The 26,197-nt window shown below is 72.2% G+C and carries 21 protein-coding genes; 10 read left to right on the top strand and 11 right to left on the bottom strand.

Features of this window, described 5'->3' with window-relative positions:
• Window positions 1-2 precede the first annotated feature (2 nt).
• From kdpC to N0B34_RS01420, 6 genes are all read right to left on the bottom strand, one after another.
• Window positions 3-593, bottom strand: coding sequence for a potassium-transporting ATPase subunit KdpC (gene kdpC / locus N0B34_RS01445; RefSeq protein WP_263729420.1), 591 nt, complete (start codon window positions 591-593; stop codon window positions 3-5).
• 22 nt (window positions 594-615) lie between these two features.
• A complete protein-coding gene (gene kdpB, locus N0B34_RS01440) occupies window positions 616-2,706 on the bottom strand; it encodes a potassium-transporting ATPase subunit KdpB (protein WP_263729419.1) in 2,091 nt (696 codons plus the stop codon).
• Window positions 2,703-4,367 carry a potassium-transporting ATPase subunit KdpA gene (gene kdpA, locus N0B34_RS01435; protein ID WP_263729418.1) on the bottom strand — a complete coding sequence of 555 codons (1,665 nt, stop codon included), beginning with the start codon at window positions 4,365-4,367 and terminating at the stop codon, window positions 2,703-2,705. Before kdpA ends, kdpB begins: the two co-directional genes overlap by 4 nt.
• Window positions 4,367-4,456, bottom strand: coding sequence for a K(+)-transporting ATPase subunit F (kdpF, locus tag N0B34_RS01430; protein ID WP_263729417.1), 90 nt, complete (start codon window positions 4,454-4,456; stop codon window positions 4,367-4,369). The genes kdpA and kdpF overlap by 1 nt, the downstream gene beginning before the upstream one ends.
• A gap of 267 nt (window positions 4,457-4,723) precedes the next feature.
• Window positions 4,724-5,356 carry a TetR/AcrR family transcriptional regulator gene (locus N0B34_RS01425; protein WP_263729416.1) on the bottom strand — a complete coding sequence of 211 codons (633 nt, stop codon included), beginning with the start codon at window positions 5,354-5,356 and terminating at the stop codon, window positions 4,724-4,726.
• Window positions 5,353-6,648 carry an MFS transporter gene (locus N0B34_RS01420; protein WP_263729414.1) on the bottom strand — a complete coding sequence of 432 codons (1,296 nt, stop codon included), beginning with the start codon at window positions 6,646-6,648 and terminating at the stop codon, window positions 5,353-5,355. The genes N0B34_RS01425 and N0B34_RS01420 overlap by 4 nt, the downstream gene beginning before the upstream one ends.
• Window positions 6,649-6,752: 104 nt before the next feature.
• On the opposite strand from N0B34_RS01420, the gene N0B34_RS01415 reads away from it, so the two are divergent.
• Window positions 6,753-7,388 carry a GntR family transcriptional regulator gene (locus tag N0B34_RS01415; protein WP_263729413.1) on the top strand — a complete coding sequence of 212 codons (636 nt, stop codon included), beginning with the start codon at window positions 6,753-6,755 and terminating at the stop codon, window positions 7,386-7,388.
• Between the two features lie 46 nt (window positions 7,389-7,434).
• Here the strand turns inward: N0B34_RS01415 and N0B34_RS01410 are convergent, their stop codons facing one another.
• Window positions 7,435-9,282, bottom strand: coding sequence for a phosphoenolpyruvate carboxykinase (GTP) (locus tag N0B34_RS01410; protein ID WP_263729412.1), 1,848 nt, complete (start codon window positions 9,280-9,282; stop codon window positions 7,435-7,437).
• Window positions 9,283-9,396: 114 nt separating this feature from the next.
• Here N0B34_RS01410 and N0B34_RS01405 point away from each other — a divergent pair, with 114 nt between their 5' ends.
• Window positions 9,397-10,917, top strand: coding sequence for a helix-turn-helix domain-containing protein (locus N0B34_RS01405; RefSeq protein WP_412175684.1), 1,521 nt, complete (start codon window positions 9,397-9,399; stop codon window positions 10,915-10,917).
• 94 nt (window positions 10,918-11,011) lie between these two features.
• Here the strand turns inward: N0B34_RS01405 and N0B34_RS01400 are convergent, their stop codons facing one another.
• From N0B34_RS01400 to N0B34_RS01390, 3 genes are all read right to left on the bottom strand, one after another.
• Window positions 11,012-12,118: an ABC transporter substrate-binding protein gene (locus N0B34_RS01400; protein ID WP_263729410.1), complete on the bottom strand. Its 1,107-nt coding sequence runs from the start codon at window positions 12,116-12,118 to the stop codon at window positions 11,012-11,014.
• 164 nt (window positions 12,119-12,282) lie between these two features.
• Window positions 12,283-13,194 carry an ABC transporter permease gene (locus N0B34_RS01395; RefSeq protein WP_263729409.1) on the bottom strand — a complete coding sequence of 304 codons (912 nt, stop codon included), beginning with the start codon at window positions 13,192-13,194 and terminating at the stop codon, window positions 12,283-12,285.
• Window positions 13,191-14,141 (bottom strand): ABC transporter ATP-binding protein, encoded by a 951-nt coding sequence (locus N0B34_RS01390; RefSeq protein WP_263729408.1) that lies wholly within the window; start codon window positions 14,139-14,141, stop codon window positions 13,191-13,193. Before N0B34_RS01390 ends, N0B34_RS01395 begins: the two co-directional genes overlap by 4 nt.
• Window positions 14,142-14,311: 170 nt before the next feature.
• Between N0B34_RS01390 and N0B34_RS01385 the strand changes: the two genes are divergently transcribed.
• Both N0B34_RS01385 and N0B34_RS01380 read left to right on the top strand, forming a co-directional pair.
• The gene (locus N0B34_RS01385; protein ID WP_263729407.1) at window positions 14,312-15,934 is read left to right on the top strand and encodes a sensor histidine kinase; all 1,623 of its coding nucleotides are present in this window, start codon (window positions 14,312-14,314) and stop codon (window positions 15,932-15,934) included.
• Window positions 15,931-16,641 (top strand): response regulator, encoded by a 711-nt coding sequence (locus N0B34_RS01380; protein ID WP_263729406.1) that lies wholly within the window; start codon window positions 15,931-15,933, stop codon window positions 16,639-16,641. Before N0B34_RS01385 ends, N0B34_RS01380 begins: the two co-directional genes overlap by 4 nt.
• 42 nt (window positions 16,642-16,683) lie before the next feature.
• Here N0B34_RS01380 and N0B34_RS01375 read toward each other — a convergent pair whose 3' ends face one another.
• On the bottom strand, window positions 16,684-18,054 hold the full coding sequence (locus tag N0B34_RS01375) for a hypothetical protein (RefSeq protein ID WP_263729405.1): 1,371 nt from the start codon (window positions 18,052-18,054) through the stop codon (window positions 16,684-16,686).
• A gap of 182 nt (window positions 18,055-18,236) precedes the next feature.
• Here N0B34_RS01375 and N0B34_RS01370 point away from each other — a divergent pair, with 182 nt between their 5' ends.
• The 6 genes from N0B34_RS01370 to N0B34_RS01345 all read left to right on the top strand — a co-directional run bounded on the left by N0B34_RS01370 (window position 18,237) and on the right by N0B34_RS01345 (window position 26,116).
• Window positions 18,237-19,484, top strand: a complete 1,248-nt coding sequence (locus N0B34_RS01370; RefSeq protein ID WP_263729404.1) for an ROK family transcriptional regulator — start codon at window positions 18,237-18,239, stop codon at window positions 19,482-19,484.
• Window positions 19,485-19,542: 58 nt separating this feature from the next.
• On the top strand, window positions 19,543-20,655 hold the full coding sequence (locus N0B34_RS01365) for a sugar ABC transporter substrate-binding protein (protein WP_263729403.1): 1,113 nt from the start codon (window positions 19,543-19,545) through the stop codon (window positions 20,653-20,655).
• Entirely contained in the window at window positions 20,643-21,443 is an 801-nt protein-coding gene (locus tag N0B34_RS01360) for an ATP-binding cassette domain-containing protein (protein WP_263729401.1), read from the top strand. The genes N0B34_RS01365 and N0B34_RS01360 overlap by 13 nt, the downstream gene beginning before the upstream one ends.
• The gene (locus tag N0B34_RS01355) at window positions 21,443-22,657 is read left to right on the top strand and encodes a sugar ABC transporter permease (RefSeq protein ID WP_263729400.1); all 1,215 of its coding nucleotides are present in this window, start codon (window positions 21,443-21,445) and stop codon (window positions 22,655-22,657) included. Before N0B34_RS01360 ends, N0B34_RS01355 begins: the two co-directional genes overlap by 1 nt.
• 31 nt (window positions 22,658-22,688) lie before the next feature.
• On the top strand, window positions 22,689-24,056 hold the full coding sequence (locus tag N0B34_RS01350) for a GH1 family beta-glucosidase (RefSeq protein WP_263729399.1): 1,368 nt from the start codon (window positions 22,689-22,691) through the stop codon (window positions 24,054-24,056).
• Window positions 24,057-24,172: 116 nt separating this feature from the next.
• Complete coding sequence (locus tag N0B34_RS01345; protein ID WP_263729397.1) at window positions 24,173-26,116, top strand: RICIN domain-containing protein; 1,944 nt, start codon at window positions 24,173-24,175, stop codon at window positions 26,114-26,116.
• Window positions 26,117-26,197 lie beyond the last annotated feature (81 nt).

The following is a 26,197-nucleotide window of genomic DNA, read 5'->3' as shown; positions in this document are numbered from 1 at the left end:
GCTCACCCTGCCGCAGTGGCGGGCAGCGCGGCGAGCGCCAGGTTGAGCTCGAGGACGTTGACGTGCGGGTCACCGAGCACCCCGAGGGTGCGCCCCTGGACGTGCGCGTCGACCAGCGTGCGCACCACCGCGGGGTCCAGGCCGCGCACGCGCGCGACGCGGGCCACCTGCAGCCGCGCGTAGGCGGGGGAGATGTCCGGGTCCAGCCCGGAGGCCGACGCCGTCACGGCGTCCGCCGGCACCGCGGCCGGGTCGACGCCCTCGCGGGCGGCGACCTGCTCACGGCGCTGCTGCACGGTGGCCAGAAGTCCCGGATCGTCCGGGCCGAGGTTCGAGCCGCCGGATGCGAGGGGGTCGTAGCCGTCGCCGGCGACCGACGGCCGGGGCTGGAACCACTGGTCGCCGCCGGACGGCTGGCCGATCAGGGCCGAGCCGACCACCGTGCCGCCGACGCGCACCAGCGACCCGTCGGCGCGGGCGGGCATCAGCCGGCCGATGCCGAGCACCAGCAGGGGGTAGGCGACGCCGAGCACGAGCGTCGCCACCAGCAGCACCTTGAGGCCGGCGAGCAGCTGACGCAGCCAGGAGGTCATCAGATTCCCCGTTCCGTCCCGGTCACAGGCCGGGCAGCAGCGTGACGAGCAGGTCGATCGCCTTGATGCCGAGGAACGGCACGACGATCCCGCCGACGCCGTACACCAGCAGGTTGCGGCGCAGCAGGGCTGCGGCGCTGGACGGCGTGTACCGCACCCCGCGCAGGGCCACCGGCACCAGCGCCACGATGATCAGCGCGTTGAACACCACCGCCGACAGCACGGCGGTCTGCGGCGAGTGCAGGTGCATCACGTTCAGCGCCTGCAGCTGCGGGTACAGGCCGGCGAACATCGCCGGGATGATCGCGAAGTACTTGGCCACGTCGTTGGCGATGGAGAACGTGGTCAGCGCCCCGCGGGTGATCAGCAGCTGCTTGCCGATCGCGACGATCTCGATCAGCTTGGTCGGGTTGGAGTCGAGGTCGACCATGTTCCCGGCCTCCTTGGCGGCCGAGGTGCCGGTGTTCATGGCCACCCCCACGTCGGCCTGGGCCAGCGCCGGGGCGTCGTTGGTGCCGTCGCCGGTCATCGCGACCAGCCGTCCGTCGGCCTGCTGGGTGCGGATCAGCGCGAGCTTGTCCTCGGGGGTCGCCTCGGCCAGGAAGTCGTCGACCCCCGCCTCGTCGGCGATCGCGGCGGCGGTCAGCCGGTTGTCACCGGTGATCATCACCGTCCGGATGCCCATCGCCCGCAGCTGCGCGAACCGCTCGCGCATGCCGGACTTCACCACGTCCTTCAGGTGCACCACGCCCAGCGCTCGCGCCGGCCCGTCGCCCACCAGCTCGGCGACCACCAGCGGCGTGCCGCCCGACCCCGCGATCGCGTCCACCGCCTGGCCCACGTCGGCCGTCGGGTGGCCGCCGTGCTCGCGCACCCAGGCCATCACCGCGCTCGCGGCACCCTTGCGGATGGACCGGGTGCCGTCGGGGCCGGTCTCGTCCACCCCGCTCATCCGGGTCTGCGCCGAGAACGGGATGAAGGTGGTCCGCCCCAGCTGACCGGCCGGCCGCTCGCGCAGCCCGAACTCCTCCTTGGCGAGCACGACGATCGAGCGGCCCTCCGGCGTCTCGTCCGCCAGGGACGACAGCTGCGCGGCGTCCGCCAACCGGTCCGCCGCCACGCCGTCCGCGGGCACCAGCTCGACCGCCTGCCGGTTGCCGAGCGTGATGGTGCCGGTCTTGTCCAGCAGCAGCACGTCGACGTCCCCGGCCGCCTCGACGGCCCGCCCCGACAGCGCCATCACGTTGCGCTGCACCAGCCGGTCCATGCCGGCGATGCCGATCGCGGACAGCAGCGCGCCGATGGTGGTGGGGATCAGGCACACCAGCAGGGCGACGAGCACGGTGATCGACTGCGGCCGGCCGGAGTACGTGGCGAACGGCTGCAGCGTGACCACCGCCAGCAGGAAGATCAGCGTCAGCGACGCCAGCAGCAGCGTGAGGGCGATCTCGTTGGGCGTCCGTTGCCGGGCCGATCCCTCGACCAGGGCGATCATCCGGTCCAGGAACGTCTCGCCCGGCTTGGCGGTGATGCGAACGACGATGCGGTCGGACAGCACCCGGGTGCCGCCGGTGACGGCCGACCGGTCCCCGCCGGACTCGCGGATCACCGGTGCGGACTCGCCTGTCACCGCGGACTCGTCGACCGCGGCGACGCCCTCGACCACGTCGCCGTCGCCTGGGATCACCTCGCCGGCGGCCACCACGACGCGGTCACCGACGGTCAGCGCCACCCCGGCGACGTCCTCGAGGGTGCCGTCCGCGCGCAGCCGGTGAGCCGTGGTGGACGTGCGGGTGCGGCGCAGGGACGCCGCCTGGGCCCGCCCCCGACCCTCGGCCACCGCCTCGGCGAGGTTGGCGAACACCACCGTCAGCCACAGCCACACGGTGATGGCCCACGCGAAGCCGCTGGGGTGCAGCACCGCCAGCACGGTGGTCAACGCGGCGCCGACCCACACGACGAACATCACGGGCGAGCGCACCTGGTGACGCGGGTCGAGCTTGCGCAGCGCCTGCGGCAGGGACGCGAGCAGCTGTCGCGGCTCGAACGCCCCGGCCGGAGGGCGGGTGCTGGGCAGGTCGGGAGCGGGGGTCGGGAGCGCGGTGACGGTCATGACAGGGCCTCGGCGAAGGGTGCGAGCGCGAGCGCGGGGAAGAAGGTCAGGCCGGCGACGATGACGACGACGCCCACCAGCAGCCCGACGAACACCGGTGTGTGGGTGGGCAGCGTGCCCGCGCCGGGCGGCACGGTCCGCTGCGACGCGAACGAGCCGGCGAGCGCCAGGGTCAGCACGATCGGCACGAACCGGCCGATCAGCATGGCGATGCCGAGCGCGACCTCCTGGTAGGTGGAGGTGGCGGTGAACGCCCCGAACGCGGAGCCGTTGTTGTTCCCGGCGGAGGCGTAGGCGTAGAGGACCTCGCTCAGCCCGTGCGGACCACCGGCGCTGACGGCCGCCGACCGCAGCGCGGGGATCCCCGCCGTGAGTGCCCCGCCGACCAGCACGATCGCCGGCATGGTGAGGATCGACAGCGCGACGAGGGTCACCTCGCGGCGGCCCACCTTCTTGCCCAGGTACTCCGGGGTGCGTCCCACCATCAGGCCCGCGAGGAACACGGCGAGCACCGCGACGACGAGCATCCCGTACAGCCCCGTGCCGACGCCGCCGGGGGAGACCTCGCCCAGCATCATGTTCATCATCGCGACGCCGCCGCCGAGGGCGGTCAGCGAGTCGTGCGCGGCGTTCACCGCGCCGGTCGAGGTGCCGGTGGTCGACGCCGCGAACAGCGCCGAGGCGGCCGGCCCGAACCGGACCTCCTTGCCCTCCATCGCGGCGCCCGCCAGCGCCGGCACCGCCCCGGGCCCGCGCAGCTCCACCCAGGTGGCGACCGCCACGGCGGCACCCCACAGCGTGCCCATCACGGCGAGGACCGCCGCGCCCTGCCGCCGGTCGTGCACCAGGGTGCCGAAGGTGCGCGGCAGGGAGAACGGGATCATCAGCAGCAGCACGACCTCGACCAGGTCGGTCCACGCCGACGGGTTCTCGAACGGGTGGGCGCTGTTGGCGTTGAAGTAGCCGCCGCCGTTGGTGCCCAGCTCCTTGATCGCCTCCTGGGAGGCCACCGGGCCCCCGACCAGGTGCTGCGTGCCGCCGGCGAGGGTCGTCACGTCGTGCACGCCGGTGAGGTTCTGCACCACGCCGCCGGCCAGCAGCACCACCGCGGCGATCACCGCGAGGGGCAGCAGGATCCGGACGGTGGCGCGGACCACGTCCACCCAGAAGCTGCCGATCCGGTCCGTGCGGCTGCGCGTGAACCCGCGCACCAGCGCGACGGCCACCGCCAGGCCCACCGCCGCGGACAGGAAGTTCTGCACCGCCAGCCCGGCCATCTGCACCAGCTGGCCCATGGTCTGCTCGCCCGAGTACGACTGCCAGTTGGTGTTGGTGACGAACGAGACGGCGGTGTTCCACGCGGTCGCGGGGTTCACGGCGCCCGTGCCGAGGGACAGCGGCAGGTGCGCCTGCAGGCGCTGCAGCCCGTACAGCAGCACCACGCCGACGCCGGAGAACGCGAGCAGCGACCGGGCGTACACGCCCCAGCGCTGGTCGGCGTCCGGGTCGATGCCGCACAGCCGGTACACCCACCGTTCGACGCGCAGGTGCCGGCGAGTCTCCAGCGCCCGCGCCATGTAGTCCCCCAGCGGGACGTGCACCGCCGCCAGCACCGCGACGACGATCGCGATCTGGCCGACCGCGGCCGCCCCGGCGGACATCAGAACCGCTCCGGGTGCAGCAGCGCGTACAGCAGGTAGCCGGCCAGCGCGGCGGCGATCGCCAGCGCGACCCACGTCTCGGCGTTCACCGCCGCTCCAACCCGCGCACCAGCAGCCCGAGCACCACGAAGCACAGGGCGGTCAGCACCAGGAACCCCAGGTCCGCCATCGCGTGCGCACCCCTCGCCGTCCACGACCCGCGGGCCGGACGTCCACCGTGGCCGTCACGACCATTGATCCACCGGGGTCGCCGCCGGGCGCCGATCCTGACGGTTCCCGGACGTCGCGGGCGTGGCCCCGGACCCAACCCGGACCCGGGCAGACGGGACCCGGCGGCCCCGCCGGGCCCCGTGCCGTCAGGGTGCGGCGCAGCTCGCGGTGGCGGCCCGCGCGAGAAGCCCGTCGTGGACCGCCTCGACGAACGCGCGGTCGACCGGCTCCCGGGAGACCAGCAGCCGGTACGTGATCATCGCGGCGGGCACGTCGGCCAGCAGGTCCGGGTCGGCCGCGGCGCCGAGCTCGCCGCGGGCCGCCGCCCGGCGCAGCACCGCGCGCAGCCGCGCGACCCGCGGCTGGACCAGCCGGTCGCGGATCGCCGGCATCAGCTCGGGCGAGTCGGCGGCGTCGGCCACCAGCCCGGGCAGAGCCCGCCAGAACGCGTCCTCGTGCAGGCCCGCCCGCAGGGCGCGCAGGTCGTCGACCAACGAGCCCGTGTCCGGCAGGTCTGCGGCGCCGCCAGTCGGTCGGGGATCGGCGAGCGCGTCGACCACCAGCTCCGCGCGCGTCCACCAGCGCCGGTGCACCGTGCTGCTGCGTGCACCCGCGCGTGCGGCGACGGCGCTGAGGGTGATGCCGTCGTACCCGCGCTCACACAGCTCGTCCCGCGCCGCCGCGAGCAGCTGCGCCTCGTCGACCTCGGGCGGCCGGTGCAGCCACCTGTGCCCGCTCAGCCGCCTGCACCCGCTCGACCCGCTCGGCGACCTGGTCATTCGGCGCCCACCCGCTCCAGCCACGGCGCCGCCGACTCGTCCGGCCAGACCGGCACCGGAACCGTCCGCCGCGCGACGGCGACGACCACCCCGCACACCACGGCCAGCACCGCGACGGCGGTCAGCAGCACGGGGTAGCCGCCGAACGGTTGCAGCCAGGCCAGCACGACGGGCAGCGTGAACCCCAGGTAGGTGAGGCTGTAGTAGACCCCCGTCAGCCCCGCGAGGTGCTCCTCGTCGGTCAGCCGCTGCACCTCCACCAGGCCGGTCACCATGCAGATCCCGTAGCCGAGTCCCAGCACCACCGCGGCGACCGCCGCCAGCCACAACGTCGGTGCGACGGCCGCCCGGGCGCACAGCGCCGCACCGACCGCCATCGCCCCCATGCCGACGTGCGGAGCATGCCCGCGCCGCGTCGGCGGCAGCCGCCGCAGGCCCACCTGCACCAGCGCGCCGGTGCCGAGGGTCACCAGCGCGAGGACCGCCGCGACCGCGACGTCCTCGCCGTGGCTCGCCCGGTGCAGCAGCGCGGGCAGCACCGCGTACGCCAGTGCGGCGCCGGCGAACACCCAGGGCGCCAGCGGGGTCAGCACCAGCAGGAAGCGACGCCGCGACGCCGCCGGCACGCGCAGGTCAGCCAGCAGGGAGCGGATGTCGGCGTCGAACCGCCGGGTCTCGGGTGCGGCGACCAGGGCGGCCAGTGCCCAGAGCGACAGCAGCACGTGCACGACGTACGGCAGGACGGACGGTCCGGGCGCCCACTGCGCGAGCGCACCCGACACCCCGGCGCCCACACCGAACCCCAGCGTCAGCGTCACGGAGGCGCGTGCGGCGCCCGTACCGTCGTCCGCTCCCGGCTCCCACGGGGCCTGCGACAGCTCCCGCAACCAGCTGGTGCCCACCACCATCGCCGCGGCGACGCTCAGCCCGGACAGCAGCCGCCCCAGGCACATCACCGGCAGCGTGTGCACCCCCGTGGCCAGGGCCGCGCTCGCGGCGATGCCCAGCACCACGGCCGGCAGCATCACGCGCTTGCGGCCGTACCGGTCCGACAGCGCGCCGGACAGCAGGAAGCCGGGCACGAGGCCGGCGACGTAGGCGGCGAAGACGAGGTCCACTGCCATCGTCGTGTACCCGTCGTGCTGCCGGTACATCAGCATCAGCGGCGTGAAGTGGTTGCCGCCCCAGGCCGCCGCGAACACGGCCGGAGCGACCGTCGTCCAGGCGCGCGCCCGTCCCGTCCACGGGCCGGCACCCGTCCACACGTCCGCGCCCACCGTCGCCTCCGACATCCGACCGCCGTCCTACTGGAATCCAACTGGGATACCAGTCAGACTACCCCCGCGACCCGGGTGGGAGAGACTGGGGTCCGGCAGCGGGAACGAGGGGGCACGGGGTGGTGCAGCAGACGCCGAGCGCCGCGCAGCGGGCGCTCCAGGAGATCCGCCAGGCGATCGCCAACGGAGAGATCGCGCCGGGGTCGATGCTCAGCGAGCACGACCTCGCCGCGCGGGTGGGGGTCAGCCGCACCCCGGTCCGCACGGCGTTGGTGCGCCTGCAGGACGAGGGCTGGGTGACCATCTACCCGCAACGCGGCGCCCTGGTGCGGCAGATCGGCCCGGAGGAGTCCCGTCACGTGATGCAGGCGCGGCACGCCGTCGAGTACGCGTCGGTGCGGTCGCTGCCGGAGCCGGACCGCCGGGCGCTGGCGGCGACCCTGACCGCACTGGTCGACGACCAGGCGGAACAGCTCGCCCGGGCCGACCTCGCGCGGTTCGTCGAGGTGGACGTCGAGTTCCACCGGTCCTTCGTCGTCGCCGGCGGCAACCCGGTGCTGCTCGACTTCTACGACAAGCTGCGCGCGCGGCAGGTGCTGCTCACCGCCCGGCGCGCGGCCAGCGGGCCGAACGCCGAGCGGATCCTGCGGGACCACCGCCACCTGGCGGAGCTGGTCGAGCAAGGCGACATCGAGACCCTCGACGGCGCGCTGCGCGACCACCTCGCCACCGCGGAGCTGTCGCCGCAGGACTGAGCACAGGGTCAGACGTCCGCCCCGTCCGCCGACCGGGTCGCGCCCGTCACAGGCGCTGCACCAGGCGCTGCCGAAGCCCGGTCAGCTCGGCCGCGACCTGCTGCGGCAGCCGGTCGCCGAAGGTCTCGAACCACTGCGCGGTGGCGTCCGCCTCCGCCAACCAGGCGGCCGGGTCGACGTCGAGCAGCTCGGACACCTGGTCGGGGTCGACGTCGAGCCCGGTGACGTCCAGAGCGCCCGGGGCGGGCAGCAGGCCGACGGGGGAGTCCACGGCAGCCGCCGACCCCTCCAACCGCCCCACGACCCACGCGAGCACCCGCGAGTTCTCGCCGTACCCGGGCCACAGGTACCGGCCGTCGGCGCCCTTGCGGAACCAGTTGACGGCGAAGATCGCCGGCGCCCCGGCCCCGAGCCGGGCTCCCACCTCGAGCCAGTGGGCCCAGTGGTCGCCCATGTGGTAGCCGCAGAACGGCAGCATGGCGAACGGGTCCCGGCGCAGGGTGCCGACCGTCCCCTCGGCAGCGGCCGTCTGCTCCGAGGAGATGGTCGCCCCGAGGAACACGCCGTGCGCCCAGTCCCGGGCCTGAGTGACCAGCGGCACGTTGGTGGCCCTCCGGCCCCCGACCAGGATCGCGTCGACCCGCACCCCGGCCGGGTCCTCCCAGTCCGGGGCGATCGCCGGGCACCGGTCCGCGCGGACGGTGAACCGGGAGTTGGGATGGGCGGCCGGCCGGCCGCAGCCGGGGGTCCAGTCCTGCCCCGTCCAGTCGACCAGGTGCTCCGGGGTCCGCTCGGTCAGCCCCTCCCACCACACGTCGCCGTCGTCGGTGAGCGCGACGTTGGTGAAGATCGTGTCGCTGGCGACCATGGCGATCGCGGTGGGGTTGGTGGTCTCGCCCGTTCCGGGGGCGACGCCGAAGAACCCCGCCTCCGGGTTGATCGCGCGCAGGCTGCCGTCCGGGCCGGGGCGCATCCAGACGATGTCGTCGCCCAGCGTCTGGGCGGACCAGCCGGGCAGGGTGGGACGCACCATCGCCAGGTTCGTCTTGCCGCACGCGGAGGGGAACGCCGCGGCCAGGTGGTAGTCGCGACCCTCGGGGCTGGTCAGCCGCAGCAGGAGCATGTGCTCGGCCAGCCAGCCACCGTCGCGGCCCATCACCGAGGCGATCCGCAGCGCGAAGCACTTCTTGCCGAGCAGGGCGTTGCCGCCGTACCCCGAGCCGAACGACCAGATCTCGCGGCTCTCCGGGAAGTGGACGATGTACTTCGTCTCGTTGCAGGGCCAGGGCACGTCGGCGCGGGGCTCGCCGTCGGGGTCGACCAGCGGCATCCCGACGCTGTGCACGGCGGGCACGAAGTCCCCGTCGGAGCCCAGCTGCTCCAGCACCGCCGTCCCGACGCGGGTCATCAGGTGCATGCTCACCACGACGTAGGGGGAGTCGGTCAGCTCCACGCCGATCTCGGCGAGGGGGGAGCCGACCGGACCCATGGAGAACGGCACCACGTACATCGTCCGGCCCCGCATGGACCCGGCGAACACGCCCTCGAGCTCGGCGCGCATCTGCGCGGGGGCCTGCCAGTTGTTCGTCGGGCCCGCGTCCTCCTGCCGTTCCGAGCAGATGAACGTCCGGCTCTCCACCCGGGCCACGTCCCCCGGGGCCGACCGGGCGAGGAAGGACCGCGGTCGCCGCTCGGGGCTCAGCCGCACGAACGTCCCGGCGTCGACCAGCAGGTCGCACAGCTCCTGGTACTCCCGTGCCGACCCGTCGCACCACACCACCCGGTCGGGGAGGGTCAGGCGGGCGACGTCCTCGACCCAGGTGCCCAGGCGCTCGTTGCGCTGCGCCAGGTGCTGACCGCTCACGGTCACGGTGGGTTCGGCCAGGGACGTCATCGGGTGCTCCTTCTCTCGCAACATCGCGGACGGTCTTGACGATCGCACCGTCAGAGCCGCGTGGAACCGTGCCGGCGACCGCAAGAAACGCGGATCTTTCGATACCGTCATGCCATGCCGATCGACACCACCCACCGGACCAGCCAGGCCGCCCTGACCGGCCCGGTGATCGCCGTGCCGGAGGCGACGGGCGCGGCGGCGGAGGCCGACGACCTGCTCACGCTGGGTCGTCGCATCCGGCACGTCCGGACCGAACGGGGCATGACGCTGGACCAGCTCGGCGCGGCGGTGGGGGTGAGCCCCAGCCAGCTCTCCCTCGTCGAGAACGGCCGGCGTGAGCCCCGCGTCACGCTGCTGCAGGCGATCGCGACGGCGCTCGGGGTGCCGACGGCCTCGTTCCTGTCCGTCGAACCGCCCTCACGCCGCGCGGCGCTGGAGATCGCGCTCGACCGGGGCCAGCGGCGGGCGTCCTACGCGGCTCTCGGCCTGCCCGAGATCCGCCCCGGTCGCACGCTGCCCACCGACGTGCTCGAGGCGCTGGTCGGCCTGCACGAGGAGCTGGCCCGCCGGACGGACGCCGCGGTCGCCACCCCCGAGGAGGCCCGCCGGGCGACCACGGTGCTGCACCGGTGGATGCGCCAGCGGGACAACTGGCTCCCGCCGATCGAGGAGGTCGCCGGGGACCTGGTCCGCCGCAGCGGCTACACGACGGGGGCGCTCAGCCACCGCAGCGTCGCGCAGATGGCCGAGAGCCTCGGCTTCACGCTCGTCCACACGCCGGACCTGCCGCCCTCCACCCGCACCGTCACCGACCTGGCCAACGGCCGGATCTACCTGCCGCCCGCCTCGATCCCCGGCGGCCACGGGCTCCGTTCCCTGGCGCTGCAGGCGATCGCCCATCGCGTCCTCGGCCACGAGCGACCCACCAGCTACGCCGACTTCCTGCGGCAGCGCATCGAGATCAACTACTTCGCGGCCGCGTGCCTCATGCCGCAGTTCGCCGCGGTCCCGTTCCTCGAGCGCGCCAAGAAGGCCAAGAACCTGGCGGTGGAGGACCTGCGCGACGCGTTCGGCGTGACCCACGAGACGGCGGCGCAACGGATGACCAACCTGCTCACCTCGCACCTCGACCTGCGGGTCCACTTCATGCGGGTGGGGGAGGACGGCGCCCTGTACAAGGGCTACGAGAACGACGGCTTCCCCCTGCCGACGGACAGCACCGGCGCCTCAGCAGGGCAGATCGTGTGCCGGCACTGGCCGGCGCGCGCCGCCTTCGGCCGGCGCGACCGCAGCGCGGAGAACCACCAGTACGTGGACACCCCCGCCGGCACCTACTGGGCGTCCACCCAGACCGGCACCACCTCGCTCGGCGAGTTCTCCATCACGTTCGGGGTGCCGTTCGACCAGGCCAAGTGGTTCCGCGGGCGGGAGACGACGGTGCGCACCCGCTCCACCTGTCCCGACCCCCGGTGCTGCCGCCTGCCCGCCCGCGAGCCGGCCGAGCGGTGGGCCGACCGCTCCTGGCCCAGCGCGGTGGTGCACACGCAGATCCTGGCGCCGCTCCCGACGGGGACGTTCCCGGGGGTCGACGAGAACGACGTGTACGCCTTCCTGGACCGGCACTCCGGCAGCTGACGTCCTGGCCCCGGGGTCCGACCCCGCCCGGGGCCACGGGTGCGTGCCCCAGCTCTCGGTGGAGCACGCACCCGTGCGCTGACGAGGACGCCCGCTACTGGGCGAAGCCCTCCAGCTTGTTGGCGGCGACGACGAAGTCGTTGGTGTAGGTCTTCGTCAGGTCGACCGGTGCGGTCACCTTCCCGGCCAGCTTCTCCACCGCGAGGACCGTCTCAGGACCGTTGGCCGGCATCATGCCGTCGGGCAGGAACTGCCCCTTGTCCTGGTCGAGGGCCTTGACGTAGAGGTCCTTGGTCACCAGGCCGTTGGACACGAAGTTCGGCGGCAGGTGGTCCGCGATGTCCGCCGCGCTGTGGGTCGCGATGTAGTGCATCGTCGCCACGAGCGCGTCGACCACCTTCTGCACGGTGTCCTTGTTCGCGGCCACCCAGTCCGCCTTCGCCAGGACGGCGGCGGACGGGAAGGCGCCGCCGAGCCACTTGTCGGCCCCGTCGGTGGTGGCCAGGTCGATCGCGGAGTACGCGATCTTCTGCGTCTCGAGCGCGCTGACCGTCGGCTGGGTCGTCATGCCGCAGACGACGCTGCCGTGCTGCAGCGCGGCGACCAGGGTGCTGCCCGCGCCGACACCCTGCCGGTGGAACTGCGCCTGGGTCAGGCTGCTCTTCGCGGCGAGGTACAGCGTGAGGTCGTCGGTGCCGGAGCCGAGGTCGGTGACCCCCACGGTCTTGCCCGACCAGTCGGCGGGCGAGGAGATGTTCGAGCCCGTCGCACACATCTCCCGCTCGCCCGGCGCGCCGCTCAGCTGGGCGACGCTGATGACGTCCTTGCCCTTCTGCTGGAAGTCGATCGTGTGGACGTACCACGCACCGGCCATGTTCACCTGGCCCGACGCCACCGCGTCCTCGGCCCCGACGCCGCCGGACACCTCGGTGCTCAGCTTCATGTCGATGCCGTACTTCTTGTAGTAGCCGAGGCCCTCGGCCAGCTGGTACGGCAGGTAGATCTGCTTGTCGATCCCGCCGACCATCATCGTGACGGTGACCGGCGCGGCGCTGGCGCCACCGGCGCCGGCGCTGGCAGCGGCACCGGTGGTGCCCCCGCTCCCGCTCCCGCTCGCGGCGCCGCCGCAGGCGGCGAGGGTCATGGTCGTCGCGACAGCGACGAATCCCGTCAACGTTCGGGCGTGCACTCGTGTGGCCATGTCTCGTTCTCCTCGTTGAGAGCTGATGTGCAGGTGGTCCGGTCGGTCACGTCTGGGTGGGCACCTCCTGGGTGGTTCCGGGCAGGCGAAAGGGTGCGCGGGCAGGCGGACGGGCAGAGCCGTGGCAGGGCACGGCTCGCCCCAGCTGTGTGCCGGGGGAGGGGCTAGAGGCCCGCGACCTCGGCCTGGGTGCCCGGGCGCCAGCTGAGCAGGCGCTTCTCGAGCTGGCTGATCAGCCCCTCGGCGGTGAGCGCGACGACGGCGATCAGCAGCATCGCGGCGAAGATCCCGTTCGGGTCGAAGTTGTTCTGCGCCGTCGAGATCACCAGCCCGAGCCCCTGCTGGGCGCCCAGGAACTCGCCGACGATCGCCCCGATGATCGCGAACCCGAAGGCGACGTGCAGGCTCGCGATGATCCACACGACGGCCGACGGCAGCACGACGTGCCGGACGGTCTGCGCGCGGGAGGCGCCGAGCACCCGCACGTTGGCGACGAGGTTGCGGTCGACCTCACGCACGCCCTGGAAGGCGTTGAAGAACACGACGAAGAAGACGAGGACGGCCGCGAGGAGCACCTTCGAGGTGGTGCCGAACCCCAGCCACACGACGAAGATCGACCCGAGCACGATGCGGGGGATCGCGTTGAGCACCTTGATGAAGGGTCCGATCACGTCCGCCAGGAAGGGGATCTGGCCGAGCAGGACGCCGAGGACGATCCCCGCGAGCGTGCCGTAGGCGAAGCCCAGCAGGGCCTCCTTCATGGTCACGCCGATCTGCAGCCACAGGGAGCCGTAGGCCGTGCCGTGCTCCACCCAGTCCGTCAGCTTGAGCACGATCCCGGACGGCTGGCCGAAGAAGAACGGGTCGACGATCTTGCGGTCGGTGAACAGCTGCCAGCCGCCGACGACCACGACGACCACGGCCAGTCGCGCGGACTGGACCAGAACCCTGCGTCGGCGCACGCGGCGGCGCGCCGCCTCGGCGATCGACGCCTCGTCGCTCGGTGCGGGCTGGACGGACTGCGCGCGGATGGCGGCGAGCGTCCGGGCGTCGCCCATGGTCGGTGCCTCGTTCACGGCCGTCCTCCCTCGGTGCCGGTGCTGATGCTGGTGCCAGGCGCGGTGCCGGTGGCGCGGCCGGTCCTCGCGTACGCGCGCTCGACCTCCTCGCGCAGCGACTCCCAGATGCGCTGGTGCAGCTCGAGGAACCGGCTGTCGAACCGGATCTCCTGCACGGCCCCGCGCGGCCGGGGCAGGTCGATGTCGTAGACCGCCTTCACGGTGCCGGGACCGGCGGTCATCACCACCACCCGGTCGGCGAGCGCCACGGCCTCCTCGAGGTCGTGCGTGATGAAGATGACCGAGGGCCTCGTCCGCTCCCACAACGTGAGCAGCTCGTTCGACATGATCGCCTTGGTCTGCACGTCGAGGGCCCCGAACGGCTCGTCCATCAGCAGGATCGACGGCTCGCTGATCAGCGATGCGGCCAGCGTCGCGCGCTTGCGCATGCCGCCCGACAGCTGGTGGGGGTGGTGGTCCTCGAAGCCGGACAGGCCCACCACGTGCAGCCACTCCCGCGCGCGACCGAGGGCGGACGCCTTCGACTCGCCGCGGAACCGGGGCCCGAGCGCGACGTTCTGCAGCACGCTCTTCCACGGCAGCAGCGCGTCGTGCTGGAACATGAAGCTGGTGCGGTCGGGGATGCCGTCGACCACTGCGCCCCCGACGCGCACCACACCGGCGGTGGGCCGGTCGAGGCCGGCCACCATGGTGAGCGTCGTGGACTTCCCGCAGCCGGTCGGGCCGACGACGGCGCAGAACTGACCGGGCTCGACGACGAAGTCGACGTCGCGCAGCGCGGTCATGGCGACCCCCGTCGGCGACACGAATCGCTTCGTGACGCCGACGAGCTCGATGCGGGAACGCTCCTGGGGTGCCGAGGCCGGGGAGACCCCGCCGGGGGTGACGGAGCGCGGAGCGGCGCTCTCGTCGGCGGTTCGGGGAAGGGGCTGTCTGAAGGACATGTCAGGCGGTCCTCTCGCTTCGTCGGGAGATCACCGGGTCCGACGACTGTGAGCGGCGCCACACGTACGGTCCAGATTGCGTCGGTAGATCGCACCAACTGATCGATGAGGGCTTTGATGAGCATTTCGGTCGCGGGGGCAAAGTGCGAGAACCGGACTAACATCCGCCAATGGCACTCATCGGTGAACGCCATCGGCTGTCGACGCAGATCTTCACGCTGCAGATCGTGATCCTGCTGCTGACGGTCGTCGCGGGCTTCGCCGTGTCGTTCGTGCAGGCCAGACGCGTGCTCGACGCCCGGACGGCCGAGTCGTCCGTCGCGATCGCGCGCACGGTGGCCTCGATGCCGGAGATCGTCGCGGCGCTCGCGGGCCCGTCGCCGGCCCTCGTGATCGACCCGATCGCCGAACGGGTCCGCCGCGCGACCGGCGCTGCGTTCATCGTCGTCGCCGACCGCCGGGGCATCCGGTACTCGCACCCCAACCCCCAGCTGATCGGCACGTCGCTGCTGGCAGACCCGGACGAGAACCCGCAGTCCGTCCTGGCGGGCAACACCTTCACCGGTGTCGAGACCGGCTCGCTCGGTCGGTCGATGCGCGCGAAGGTGCCGATCGTCGCGCCGGACGGCACCGTCGTCGGACTGGTCTCGGTCGGGGTGCTCGAGGCGCACGTCAGCTCGGAGCTGGCCGCACGCCTGCCCGAGTCGTCGGTGCCGCCGCTGCTCGGCCTCGGGCTGGGAGCGCTCGGTGCGCTCCTGCTGGCACGACGCGTCAAGCGGCAGACGTTCGGCCTCGAGCCGCGGGAGATCGCGGCGCTGCTCGAGCAGCGCGAGGCGATGCTGCACAGCATCCGGGAGGGCGCCCTGACCATCGACCCGGCGGGCCGGGTCACGCTGGTCAACGACGAGGCGACGCGGCTGATCGGCATCGACACGTCGGCGCTCGGCCTGCGGCTCGACGAGCTGGCGGCACCCGGTCGGCTGCGTGACGTGCTGACCGGCAAGGTCGAGGGGCTCGACGAGGTGGTGCTGGTCGGCGACCGGGTGGTCGTGGTGAACCGGATGCCCGTCGAGGTGCACGGGAAGTCCGTCGGCGCCGTCGTCACGCTCCGCGACCGCACCGAGCTCGACGGTCTGCGGGACGAGCTCGCCGACGTCCGCACCATGGCCGACGCCCTCCGGGCGCAGGAGCACGAGTTCGCCAACCGGCTCCACGTGATCGGGGGGCTGCTGGAGCTCGAGCGCTACGCCGAGGCGGTGCGGTTCGTCAACGCCAGCTCCTCGCTGCACCAGGAGCTCGCCGGCGCGCTCGTCGGCCGGATCGGGGAGCCGATCGTGTCCGCGCTGCTGCTCGGCAAGGCTTCGGTGGCCAGCGAACGCGGCGTCACCCTGCGGGTGGACATGCTCGAGGAGGTGCCCGCCGGGCTGGTCGACCCGCAGAGCCTGGTGACCATCCTCGGCAACCTCGTGGACAACGCCCTCGACTCGGCGGCGCAGGGTGGCCCCGGCGGCCGCGTCGAGGTGTCGATCGGGCTCGACGGACCCGAGCTGCAGCTCCGCGTCCACGACTCCGGCCCGGGGATCGACCCGGCGGTGTCCGCCGAGATCTTCCGGGACGGGTTCACCACCAAGGTGGCGCGCGGCAGCGGCCGCCGACGGGGGCTCGGCCTCGCCCTGGTCAGCCAGGCCGTCCACCGGCTCGGCGGTCGCATCGCGGTGGACAACGCCGACGGCGCCGTCTTCACCGTGACGCTGCCGATCCGTCCCCGGGAGCGGGCGGCGGTGGCCGGGTGATCCGCACCCTGATCGTCGACGACGACTTCATGGCCGTCTCGGTGCACCGCCAGTTCACCGAGCGGGTGCCCGGCTTCGAGGTGGTCGGCACCGCGAGCACCGGGGCCGCGGCGCTCGCGGCGGTGGCCGAGTGCCGACCCGACCTGGTGCTGCTCGACGTCTACCTGCCCGACGTCGACGGTGTCGAGACCCTCCGACGGCTGCGGGCGACCACCGGTGTCGAGGTCGACGTCATCGCGATCACCGCGGCGAAGGACGTCGACATCCTGCGCCGCGCCATGCACCTCGGCGTCGCGCACTACCTGGTCAAGCCCTTCACCTTCGCCACGTTCCGCGAGCGGCTCGAGACCTACGCGGCCGCACGTCAGCGCCTGCAGCAGATGGCGGAGGCCGACCAGCGGAACGTGGACCGCGTGTACGGCACGCTGCGCTCGGCGGGGGTGGACTCGCTGCCGAAGAACATCTCCGCACCGACGCTCGCGGTCGTGGTGGAGGTCCTGCGGGAGCGGTCGAACATCTCGGCCGGGGAGGTCGCGACGAGCGCCGCGATCAGTCCGGGGGTCGCGCGGCGCTACCTGCGCTACCTGATGGACATCGGGACCATCGACTACACGTTGCGCTACGGCGCCGCCGGTCGGCCCGAGCACCTGTACCGATGGCTCGGGCAGCAACCCGCGGTCCCGGAGGGTCCCCGCGGGGCGCGCTGACGCCTTCGACCTCGGCCGGACAGCCGGGACGCTCGGCGACGGTCACCGCCAGCTGAAGTACTCCTGGTGGATGTTCACCGGTACCACTCCCGCCTGCCGGAAGCCGCGGGTCAGCTGCTTGACCATGCGCTGCGGCCCGCACAGGAACACGCTGAGCCGCTGCGGCGGCACGGGCACCTGCGCGAGCACCCGCTCGGCGGTCAGGTGGCCGTCGACCGCGGTGTCGACCACGTGCAGGTGCAGGTTCTGGTGCGCGTCCGCGATGCCCTGCAGCTCGCCGGCGAACGGCGACCGGCCCCGCGAGCTGACGTAGAAGTCGACGCGGTCCGCGTCCAGCTGCTCGTCCAGCGAACGGGCCCAGCTCAGGAACGGGGTGATGCCCACCCCGGCGCCGATCCACACCTGTTCCGCCGTGCCGTGCGCCCGGTCGAAGCGGCCGTGCGGCCCGTCGACCACCGCCGGCATCCCGGGGCGCACCAGGTCGTCGACGCTGCTGGAGAAGTCGCCGAGACCCTTGACGGTGATCGACAGGTCGCCCGCCCGGTCGGAGCTGGAGATGGAGAACGGGTTGCGTGACCAGCCCTGCTTCGTCTCGATGGAGACGATCGCCCACTGCCCGGCGACGAAGCGCAACGGCTTGGCCTGGGGCGCGAGGGTGATCACCTGGGCGTCCCGGCCGGGGATCGGCTCGACGGCCGTGACCTTGTACCGGTGCACCCGCACGAAGAACCGGGCGAACAGCTCGCGGTACACGTAGAAGGCCAGGCCCGTCCCGCCGACGGCGATCAGGCTCCACCGCAGCACCGGGTCGCCGCCGAACACGGTCGCGTCGAGCACGGCGTGCACGATGCCCGCCGCGACGAACAGCCCGAGGACGCGGTGCACGTTGCGCCACAGGTCGTAGCCGTTGAGGAACCGATGGGCCCATCGACCCCCGGGGCTCTGCGCCACCCGCTCGACCGGCGCGCGAAGGAACGGGGGCACGAGCTGCCGCCAGCGGGGCAGCATCGCCCACAGGACCAGTCCGACGATCCCGACGGCGCCGATGACGCCGAGGCTCTTGCCCTTCGGTGCCTCCTGGCCGGTCGACGTGGTCGCGGTGTGCACGAGCATCAGCACGGTGCCGGCGATGGCGCACGTGCGGTGCCAGATGGCGGCCCGGTCCAGGCCGGCGAACAGCGACTCGACCCAGCTGGTCGAGCTCATCAGCACCAGCGCCAGGGTGAACAGCAGCACGCCCTCGGAGCCGATCGCCTGGCCGAGGTACGTCCCCCACGGGCCGGCCGGGTGCCGGACGCCCCACAGGACGGCGTAGGCGACCACGAGGGCGCCGAGGAGGAACGGCCCGGCTGCGCGCGTCCGGTACCGGATCATCGTCTTCCGGTCGAACGGCCACACCCCGGCGAAGGTCATCTGCCTGCCTCCCGCCGCGAGAGCCGACCTGACACGGGCAGTATTCGCTGGCCACGGCCCACCTGCGAGCGGTGGTGGGTCGACACGTGGGGAGTGGCGCGCCACTGGTCCGGCTCAGTTGTGGAGCAGGTCGATCTCGCGGCCCCTTGACACCGCAGTTCGTTGAGACTAAAAAATAACTCGTGAACGAACCGAGTGCAGTGCGGCGCAAGGCCTCCGTCCGGGACGTGCGGCGAGCCAACCGGGCTCTGCTGCTGCGTCACCTGCTGTTCGGTGGCGAGACGAGCCGGGCCTCCCTGGGCGAGGAGACGTCGCTGTCGCCTGCCACGGTGACCAACCTCGTCGCCGAGCTGATCAACGAGGGGACGGTCGTCGAGCGCGGCCAGTCCGACTCCCCGGGGGGGCGCCCGCGGACCCTGATCGCGGTCAACCCGGAGGCCGGGGTCGTCTTCGGGGCGGACGTCGGCGAGACGCGGGTCAGCGTGCAGGCGTTCGACCTGACGATGCGGAAGCTGGCCGCCCGGGAGTACCAGTTCTCGGGCCGTCGCATCGCACCGGCGCACGTGACCAAGCTGGTGGACGAGTACGTGACGTCGATCCGCGCCGAGCTCGGTCCGCGGGCCGACGGCAGCGAACGACGGGTCCTGGGTCTCGGCCTGGGTGTCCCGGGGATCGTCGAGCACCCGGAGAGCGCCGCTGGATCGCCGGACCCGGCGTCGGAGCCGGTCGTCCACGCCCAGGTGGTCGGGTGGGAGACCGAGACGTTCGCGCCTCTCGCGCGCCTCCTCGGCTTCCCGGTGCTGATCGACAACGGTGCGAAGACCACGACGCAGGCGGAGTCCTGGTTCGGCTCGGCCAAGGGTGTCGAGCACGGTGTCGTCGTCCTGATCGGTGACGGTGCCGGCGCCGGGATCATCACCAACGGCCGGCTCTACCGCGGCTCGAGCAGCTCCGCCGGGGAGTGGGGCCACACCAAGATCAGCCTCGACGGGGTGCGGTGCCGGTGCGGCTCGCAGGGGTGCGTGGAGACGTTCGTCGGCGCATCGGCCGTGCTGGAGCGCTGGCGCGGGCGCGACGAGGTGTGGCGCGGCCGGGAGTCCGAGGGTGTCGACGAGCTCTTCGCCGCGTACCGCAACGGGGAGGAGCGCGCGCAGTCGGCGCTGCACGCCGTCGTGGAGCACCTCGGCCTCGCGCTGTCGAACCTGGTCAACCTCTACAACCCGCAGCAGGTGGTTGTCGCCGGGTGGTTCGGCGACCGGATCGCCAGCGAGTTCCTCGGGGACCTGCGCGCGGCCGTCCGCCGCTACTCCCTGCCGCAGCCCGGGGCGGAGGTCGTCGTCGAGCGCTCGACGCTCGGCCCGCAGATCGCCGCGCTCGGGGCCGCGACCCTCCCGCTCGACCACTTCATCGAGCACGGCTGGGGCTTGTAGCCAGCCGTCGCTCAGGACCTTCGGCAGTTCCTCACCTTCCCAGAAAGGAATCGCAACGATGCGATCTCGCCTCGCCGCGGCCTCCGTGGCCGCTCTCGCGCTCGCGGCTCTGACCGCGTGCAGCAGCGCCGTGGGGAGCCAGCCGCCGCCCACGACCGCCGGCGGCAGCACGTCAGGAGGTGGTGGCCAGGCTGTCAAGATCGCCTTCCTGATGCCCTGCTCCACGTGCGCGGACCGGTTCGAGGGCAAGGACAAGCCGTACTTCACCGATGCGGTCAAGGCGCTCGACCCGAACGCCACGGTCATCGCGAACAACGCCCAGGGCTCGGCGGACACCCAGCTGCAGCAGGCCGAGTCGGCACTGACCAACGGTGCCAAGGTCATCGTCATCAGCCCGTACACCGCGCAGGCCGGTGCGTCCATCGTCGAGAAGGCGCACGCCGACGGGGCGAAGGTCCTCGCCTACGACGGCAACATCGAGGGCGCCGCGCCCGACGGGTATATCTCGTTCGAGAACGAGACGGTCGGCCAGCTGCAGGGCCAGTACCTGCTGGACAACCTCAAGGACGGCGCGACCGTCGTCATGATCAACGGCGACACCACCTCAGCCCCGGGCAAGGCGTTCAAGGCCGGTGCCCACAAGGTCCTGGACCCGGCCTTCGCCTCCGGCAAGCTCAAGCTCGGCTACGAGTCGGACACCGCCGGCTTCGACCCTGCGACGGGCCAGCGGTCCATGGAGCAGGCGCTGACGACGCTGAACGACAAGGTCGACGCGGTCCTGGCGCCGAACGACGGGCTCGCCACCGCGGCGATCACCGCGCTGACCGCACGTCAGCTCAACGGCAAGGTGCTGGTCACCGGGCAGGACGCCACGGACTCCGGCCTGACCAGCATCGTCCTGGGCGACCAGTCGATGACCGTCTACAAGTCGATCCACGACGAGGCCACCACCGCCGCCAAGCTGGCGCTGGCGCTGGCGACCGGCGACGACGCGACGTTCAAGGCGACCGCGACCCAGTCGGTCAACAACGGCTCCGGGGACATCCCGTCCGTGCTGCTGAAGCCGGTGGCGGTCACGAAGAGCAACATCGCGGACACCGTCATCAAGGACGGCTTCACCACCAAGGCCAAGATCTGCGTCGACGCGGCGGCGAGCAAGTGCCCGCTGTGACGACCGCGGCGCTGCAGGACGGGTCGGAGGCTGCCGCCCGGCCCGTCCTGCAGATGCGGGGGATCTGCAAGCGCTACGGGCACGTGGTCGCCCTGGACGACGTCGACCTCGACGTCCACGCCGGGGAGATCGTCGCGCTCGTCGGCGACAACGGGGCCGGCAAGTCCACGCTGGTCAAGGCGATCGCCGGCACGCACCGCATCGACGGCGGCACCGTCCTCGTCGCGGGTGAGCCGGCCGAGATCACCTCACCCGCGGCGGCGACCCGGCTGGGCATCGAGACCGTCTACCAGGACCTGGCGTTGTGCGACAACCTCGACGTCGTCGCCAACCTCTACCTGGGCCGGGAGGTGAGACGCGGCCGCAGCCCGTTCCTCGACCGCGAGGAGATGGAGCGTGCGGCCGGTGAGGTGATCGCCGAGCTGGCCGCGCACCTTCCCCGCCTGGAGGCCCCGGTGGCGGCCCTGTCGGGCGGCCAGCGTCAGGCGGTGGCCGTCAGCCGGGCTGCGCTGTGGGGATCGCGCATCGTGCTGCTCGACGAGCCGACGGCGGCACTGGGCGTCGCCCAGACGGCGATGGTCTACCGCCTGGTGCGCAGCCTGCGCGACCGCGGCCTCGGGGTCGTCGTGATCTCGCACAACATGGCCGACGTCTTCGCCGTCGCCGACCGGATCGTCGTCCTGCGGCTGGGACGCAACGCCGGCACCTTCGTCACCGCCCAGACGACCCCCGACCAGGTGGTCGCCGCCATCACGGGCAGCTCCGAGATCACCGGGAAGGACTCGTGATGACCACCACGAAGCCGGTACCCACCGCGGCGCCGCCCGCACGCTCCGACACGGTCCCCGGCGCCGTCCGCCGGGCTGCGCACCTGACCGGACCGGTCCTGGTCCTGACGGGCATGGCCGTCGTCTGGGTGGTGTTCCAGCTGCTCAACCCGCACTTCCTCACCGCGCGGAACCTGTCGAACCTCGTGCTGCAGATCGGCGTGCTCGGGACGCTGTCGATCGGCATGGTCATGGTTCTCGTCCTCGGTGAGATCGACCTGTCGGTCGGGGCCATCGCCGGCGTCAGCGCCGGCGTGCTGGCGCTGACCATGCGCGACGCGCACCTGCCGGGACTGGCTGCGATCGGTCTGGCCCTGCTGATCGGCTGCCTCATCGGGCTGATCCACGGCACGGTCGTCACGACGTTCGGCATCCCGTCCTTCATCGTCACGCTGGCCGGTCTGCTCGTCTGGCAGGGGGTGCAGCTGCTGGTCGTGGGCGCCGGCGGCGAGATCGCGATCCGTGACCCGCTGGTCAAGGCGATCGCGTCCACGTACCTGGCGCCCGGCTGGGGCTGGGCCCTGGCCGCGGCGGGGATCCTCGTCGCGGTCGCGACGCTCGCCGGCAACCGGCGGCGCCGCCGCGGGTACGGCCTGGCCGTCGCACCCGTGCGAAGCACCGTCACGACGGTCCTCGTCGTCGCGGTGGTCGCTCTCGGCGGTGCCGCGCTGCTGAACTCCTACTTCGGGGTGCCCTGGATGCTCGTCATCCTGGTCGTGCTGCTGGCCGCCGGCACGGTGCTCATGCGGCAGACCACGTTCGGCCAGCACGTGTACGCGATCGGGGGCAACAGGGAGGCCGCCCGACGATCCGGCATCGCGGTCCGGCGGACCACCGTCGTCGTCTTCGTGATCGTCTCGGGCCTGGCGGCGCTGGCCGGGGTGCTCGAGGCGTCGCGGCAGTTCTCCGCCTCCAGCGCACTCGGGGGCGGGACCCTGCAGCTGAACGCCATCGCCGCCGCGGTGATCGGCGGCACCAGCCTGTTCGGCGGCCGCGGACGGGTCTACCAGGCCCTGCTCGGGGCGCTGGTCGTCGGATCGGTCCAGAACGGCCTGGACCTGCTCGGCCAGCCGGCCGCGATCAAGAACATCTCCACCGGCGTGATCCTCGTGATCGCCGTCGTCGTGGACGCGATCGGGCGTCGCCGGCGCCTCGAACGCGGTGCCTTCGACTGAACCCGGACACCCACACACGACTGGACGAACCATGACCACGAATCGATTCCCCGACGGCTTCCTGTGGGGAACCGCGACCGCCGCCTACCAGATCGAGGGGGCCGTCGACGAGGACGGCCGAACCCCGTCGATCTGGGACACGTTCTCGCACACCCCGGGTGCGGTGCTGCGGTCCGACAACGGAGACGTCGCCTGCGACCACTACCACCGGTGGCGCGACGACCTCGACCTGCTGGACGACCTCGGCGTCAACGCCTACCGGTTCTCCATCGCCTGGCCCCGCGTGATCCCCGAAGCCGGCGGCAACGTCAACCCCAAGGGCCTGGACTTCTACGAGGGGCTGGTCGACGAGCTGCTGAGCCGCGACATCACCCCCGTGGTGACGCTCTACCACTGGGACCTGCCGCAGTACCTGCAGGACCTCGGCGGGTGGGCGAACCGCGACACCGCCGACCGCTTCGGCGACTACGTCGCCGCCGTCGCCGAGCGGCTGGCCGACCGTGTCCCGTACTGGCTGACGCTCAACGAGCCGTACTGCTCGTCGTTCGTCGGCCACGCGCAGGGCCTGCACGCCCCCGGCCTGCGCGACGAGGCGGTCGCCGTGCGCGCCTTGCACCACCTGCTGCTGGCGCACGGCACTGCCGTGCAGCGCCTCCGCGACCAGGGCGTCGGCGGGAAGGTGGGCATCACGTGCAACCTGACCGCGCCCTACCCGGCATCCGATGCCGACGACGACGTGGCAGCCGCACACCGCCTCGACCTGGTCGAGAACCGCATGTTCCTCGACCCGCTGTTCCGCGGCAGCTACCCGCCCGACGCGGCCGAGTACTTCCGCACCGTGACGGACTTCGACTTCGTGCAGGCGGGCGACCTGGCGACGATCGCGCAGCCGCTCGACTTCTTCGGCATCAACTACTACGAGCAGCACGCGGTGCAGGCGAGCGCCGAGGGCGCCCACCCGGGCTGGCATCGCGTGCCCGACCCGGACCCGACCATCGTCGGCATCGGGGTGCACCCGGAAGGTCTGCACACGGTGCTCACGCGGGTCGCCCGTGACTACACGTCCGTGCCGCTGATGGTGACCGAGACCGGCATCGCCCTGCACGACTACGTCGACCCCGACGGGCGGGTCAACGACGCCGAACGCGTCTCCTTCTACGAGTCGCACATCCGTGCCGCCCACCGGGCGATCGACGACGGCGTCCCGCTGATCGGCTTCTTCCCCTGGTCGCTGATGGACGACTTCGAGTGGTCGTGGGGCTACGGCTACCGCTACGGCATGCACTACGTGGACTACGCCACCCAGGCGCGCATCCCGAAGGACAGCGCCCACTGGTTCGCGAAGGTCGCCAGGGCGAACGGACTCGTCGAGCCGTCGCTGGGAGGCGCCCGCCCCTAGCAGTGGCTCGAGCTGTGCTCCGGCCCGCGGGTTGGTGCGGGTCGGGCGGCGCGAACGCGCCGCGGTCGGCGAGGCGGACGTCGACCGACTTCCCACCACGAGAAGGGACCCACACCATGCTCCACAGCTCCGCCAGACCAGGGCGGCTGCTCGTCCTGGGCGCGGCCGCACTGACCGCCCTGGGCATGAGCGTCGCAGCCGGCGCCGGGCCGGCCGGCGCCACAGGGGAGACCTTGTCGGTCACCCTGACGAACGCCGACGGCAGTGCGAACCTCAGTCCCCAGTCCGCGATCACGCTCGGCGCGGTGTCCTCCGGCAGCATCAACGTGACGGTCAACGACGCCGTCACCTCGCAGACCATGGCGGGCTTCGGCGCCTCGTTCACGGACTCCTCGGCGTACCTGCTGGCCAACCTCAAGGCCAGCGCGCCGAGCACGTACAGCTCCCTGATGAACGACATCTTCAGCACCAGCAGCGGGCTCGGCATGTCGCTGTGGCGGCTGCCGATGACGGCGAGCGACTTCACGGCCGCGAGCGTGGACTGGACCTCGGACGACACCGCCGGTCCTTCGACGAACTACACCCAGTACTTCGCGCTCAGCAGCCAGGACACCGGCCGCATCATCCCGGTGATCAAGGACGCGCTGGCTATCAACCCGAACCTGAAGATCATCGCGAGCCCGTGGAGCGCACCGGCCTGGATGAAGTCCAACGGGTCCATGGTCGGCAGTTCCGGCGGCGTGAACGCCACGCTCCTGCCGCAGTACGACCAGGCCTGGGCGGACTACTTCGTGAAGTGGATCAACGCCTACCAGGCCAACGGGATCCCGATCTTCGCGATCACTCCGCAGAACGAACCGTGGTACGCGCCGACGGACTATCCCGGCATGTACTGGGCGCCGGGCGACATGGCCACGTGGGTCCACAGCTACCTCAAGCCGACCCTGACGAACGCCGGGCTCAGCCCGCAGATCCTCGGGTTCGACCACAACTGGGAGTTCTCCACCTACCCGCAGCAGCTGCTCGCCAGCAGCGCCGCCGGCGACTTCTCCGGCTTCGCCTGGCACTGCTACGACAACGCGAGCGACCCGACGGTCATGACGGTCCTGCACAGCCAGGATCCCTCGAAGGACCAGTACGAGACGGAGTGCTCACCGGACACCGGTCCCACCGACATCATCGCGTACGGGACTGCTGACATGACGCTGCTGTCGACGCAGAACTGGGCCCGCGGGGCGGTGCTGTGGAACATCGCCCTCACCTCGGCCAGCGGCCCGCACCTCGGTGGGTGCACCACGTGCAAGGGCATGGTCGCCATCGATGGCACCACGGTGACGAAGAACAACTTCTACTACCAGTTCGCGCAGGTGGCGAAGTTCGTCAAGGTCGGTGCGACGCACATCGCCTCGACGGTCAACGCGCACGGGATCGTGACGTCGGCGTTCCGGAACCCGGGTGGCGACGAGGTCCTCGTGGCGACGAACACCAACTCGGCCTCGACCACCTTCACCACCACCTGGAACGGCAAGGGGTCCTTCTCCTACACCCTCGCCCCCCGTGCGACCGTCACGTTCACCGGCACGATCGGCGCAGCCCCTGTGCTCTCCGGGACGCCGACGGCCGGCCACACGTACAAGATCACGTCCCGCCAGACCGGCAAGCCGTTCGGCATCGACGGCGGATCCACCGCCGACGGTGCCAAGGCCATCCAGTACGTGGACGACGGCGACGCCGACCAGCAGTGGACGCTGGTGGATGCCGGGAGCGGGTACTTCAACATCATCAACGTCAAGAGCGGGAAGGCGCTCGACGACACCGGCGGCTCGACGACGAACGGAACCCAGCTGCAGCAGTACACGATCAGCGGGACCGGCAACTGGAACCAGCAGTGGCAGATCGTCTCCGTCGGTTCCGGGTACTACAAGATCCTCAACCGGACCAGCGGACTGGGGGTCGACCTGACCGGGGGGAGCGTCGCCGACTCGACGGCCATCCAGCAGTACACCGTGTCCGGGAACGGCAACTACGGGCAGAACTGGCAGCTCGTGCCGGTGAGCTGACCGACCCCAGCTGTGGGGTGGGCATCCGCCGCCCGCCCCACAGCTGGCCTCGTTGACCCGGGCCGGACGGAGGGCCCCGGG

The sequence above is a fragment of the Cellulomonas sp. SG140 genome, assembly GCF_025770785.1.
In the GTDB taxonomy this organism is placed as follows: domain Bacteria; phylum Actinomycetota; class Actinomycetes; order Actinomycetales; family Cellulomonadaceae; genus Cellulomonas.
This window is presented reverse-complemented; position numbering and strand designations above follow the sequence as displayed.

Excerpts from the sequence above, each read along its gene's own strand:
- N0B34_RS01355 (WP_263729400.1), top strand. The coding sequence starts at position 21,443 with ATGACCACCACGAAGCCGGTACCCACCGCGGCGCCGCCCGCACGCTCC.
- N0B34_RS01410 (WP_263729412.1), bottom strand. The coding sequence starts at position 9,282 with ATGACGTCCCTGGCCGAACCCACCGTGACCGTGAGCGGTCAGCACCTG.
- N0B34_RS01350 (WP_263729399.1), top strand. The coding sequence starts at position 22,689 with ATGACCACGAATCGATTCCCCGACGGCTTCCTGTGGGGAACCGCGACC.
- N0B34_RS01375 (WP_263729405.1), bottom strand. The coding sequence starts at position 18,054 with ATGACCTTCGCCGGGGTGTGGCCGTTCGACCGGAAGACGATGATCCGG.
- N0B34_RS01345 (WP_263729397.1), top strand. The coding sequence starts at position 24,173 with ATGCTCCACAGCTCCGCCAGACCAGGGCGGCTGCTCGTCCTGGGCGCG.
- N0B34_RS01385 (WP_263729407.1), top strand. The coding sequence starts at position 14,312 with ATGGCACTCATCGGTGAACGCCATCGGCTGTCGACGCAGATCTTCACG.
- kdpC (WP_263729420.1), bottom strand. The coding sequence starts at position 593 with ATGACCTCCTGGCTGCGTCAGCTGCTCGCCGGCCTCAAGGTGCTGCTG.
- N0B34_RS01405 (WP_412175684.1), top strand. The coding sequence starts at position 9,397 with ATGCCGATCGACACCACCCACCGGACCAGCCAGGCCGCCCTGACCGGC.
- N0B34_RS01420 (WP_263729414.1), bottom strand. The coding sequence starts at position 6,648 with ATGTCGGAGGCGACGGTGGGCGCGGACGTGTGGACGGGTGCCGGCCCG.
- N0B34_RS01400 (WP_263729410.1), bottom strand. The coding sequence starts at position 12,118 with ATGGCCACACGAGTGCACGCCCGAACGTTGACGGGATTCGTCGCTGTC.
- kdpB (WP_263729419.1), bottom strand. The coding sequence starts at position 2,706 with ATGACCGTCACCGCGCTCCCGACCCCCGCTCCCGACCTGCCCAGCACC.
- N0B34_RS01365 (WP_263729403.1), top strand. The coding sequence starts at position 19,543 with ATGCGATCTCGCCTCGCCGCGGCCTCCGTGGCCGCTCTCGCGCTCGCG.
- N0B34_RS01390 (WP_263729408.1), bottom strand. The coding sequence starts at position 14,141 with ATGTCCTTCAGACAGCCCCTTCCCCGAACCGCCGACGAGAGCGCCGCT.
- N0B34_RS01425 (WP_263729416.1), bottom strand. The coding sequence starts at position 5,356 with ATGACCAGGTCGCCGAGCGGGTCGAGCGGGTGCAGGCGGCTGAGCGGG.
- kdpA (WP_263729418.1), bottom strand. The coding sequence starts at position 4,367 with ATGTCCGCCGGGGCGGCCGCGGTCGGCCAGATCGCGATCGTCGTCGCG.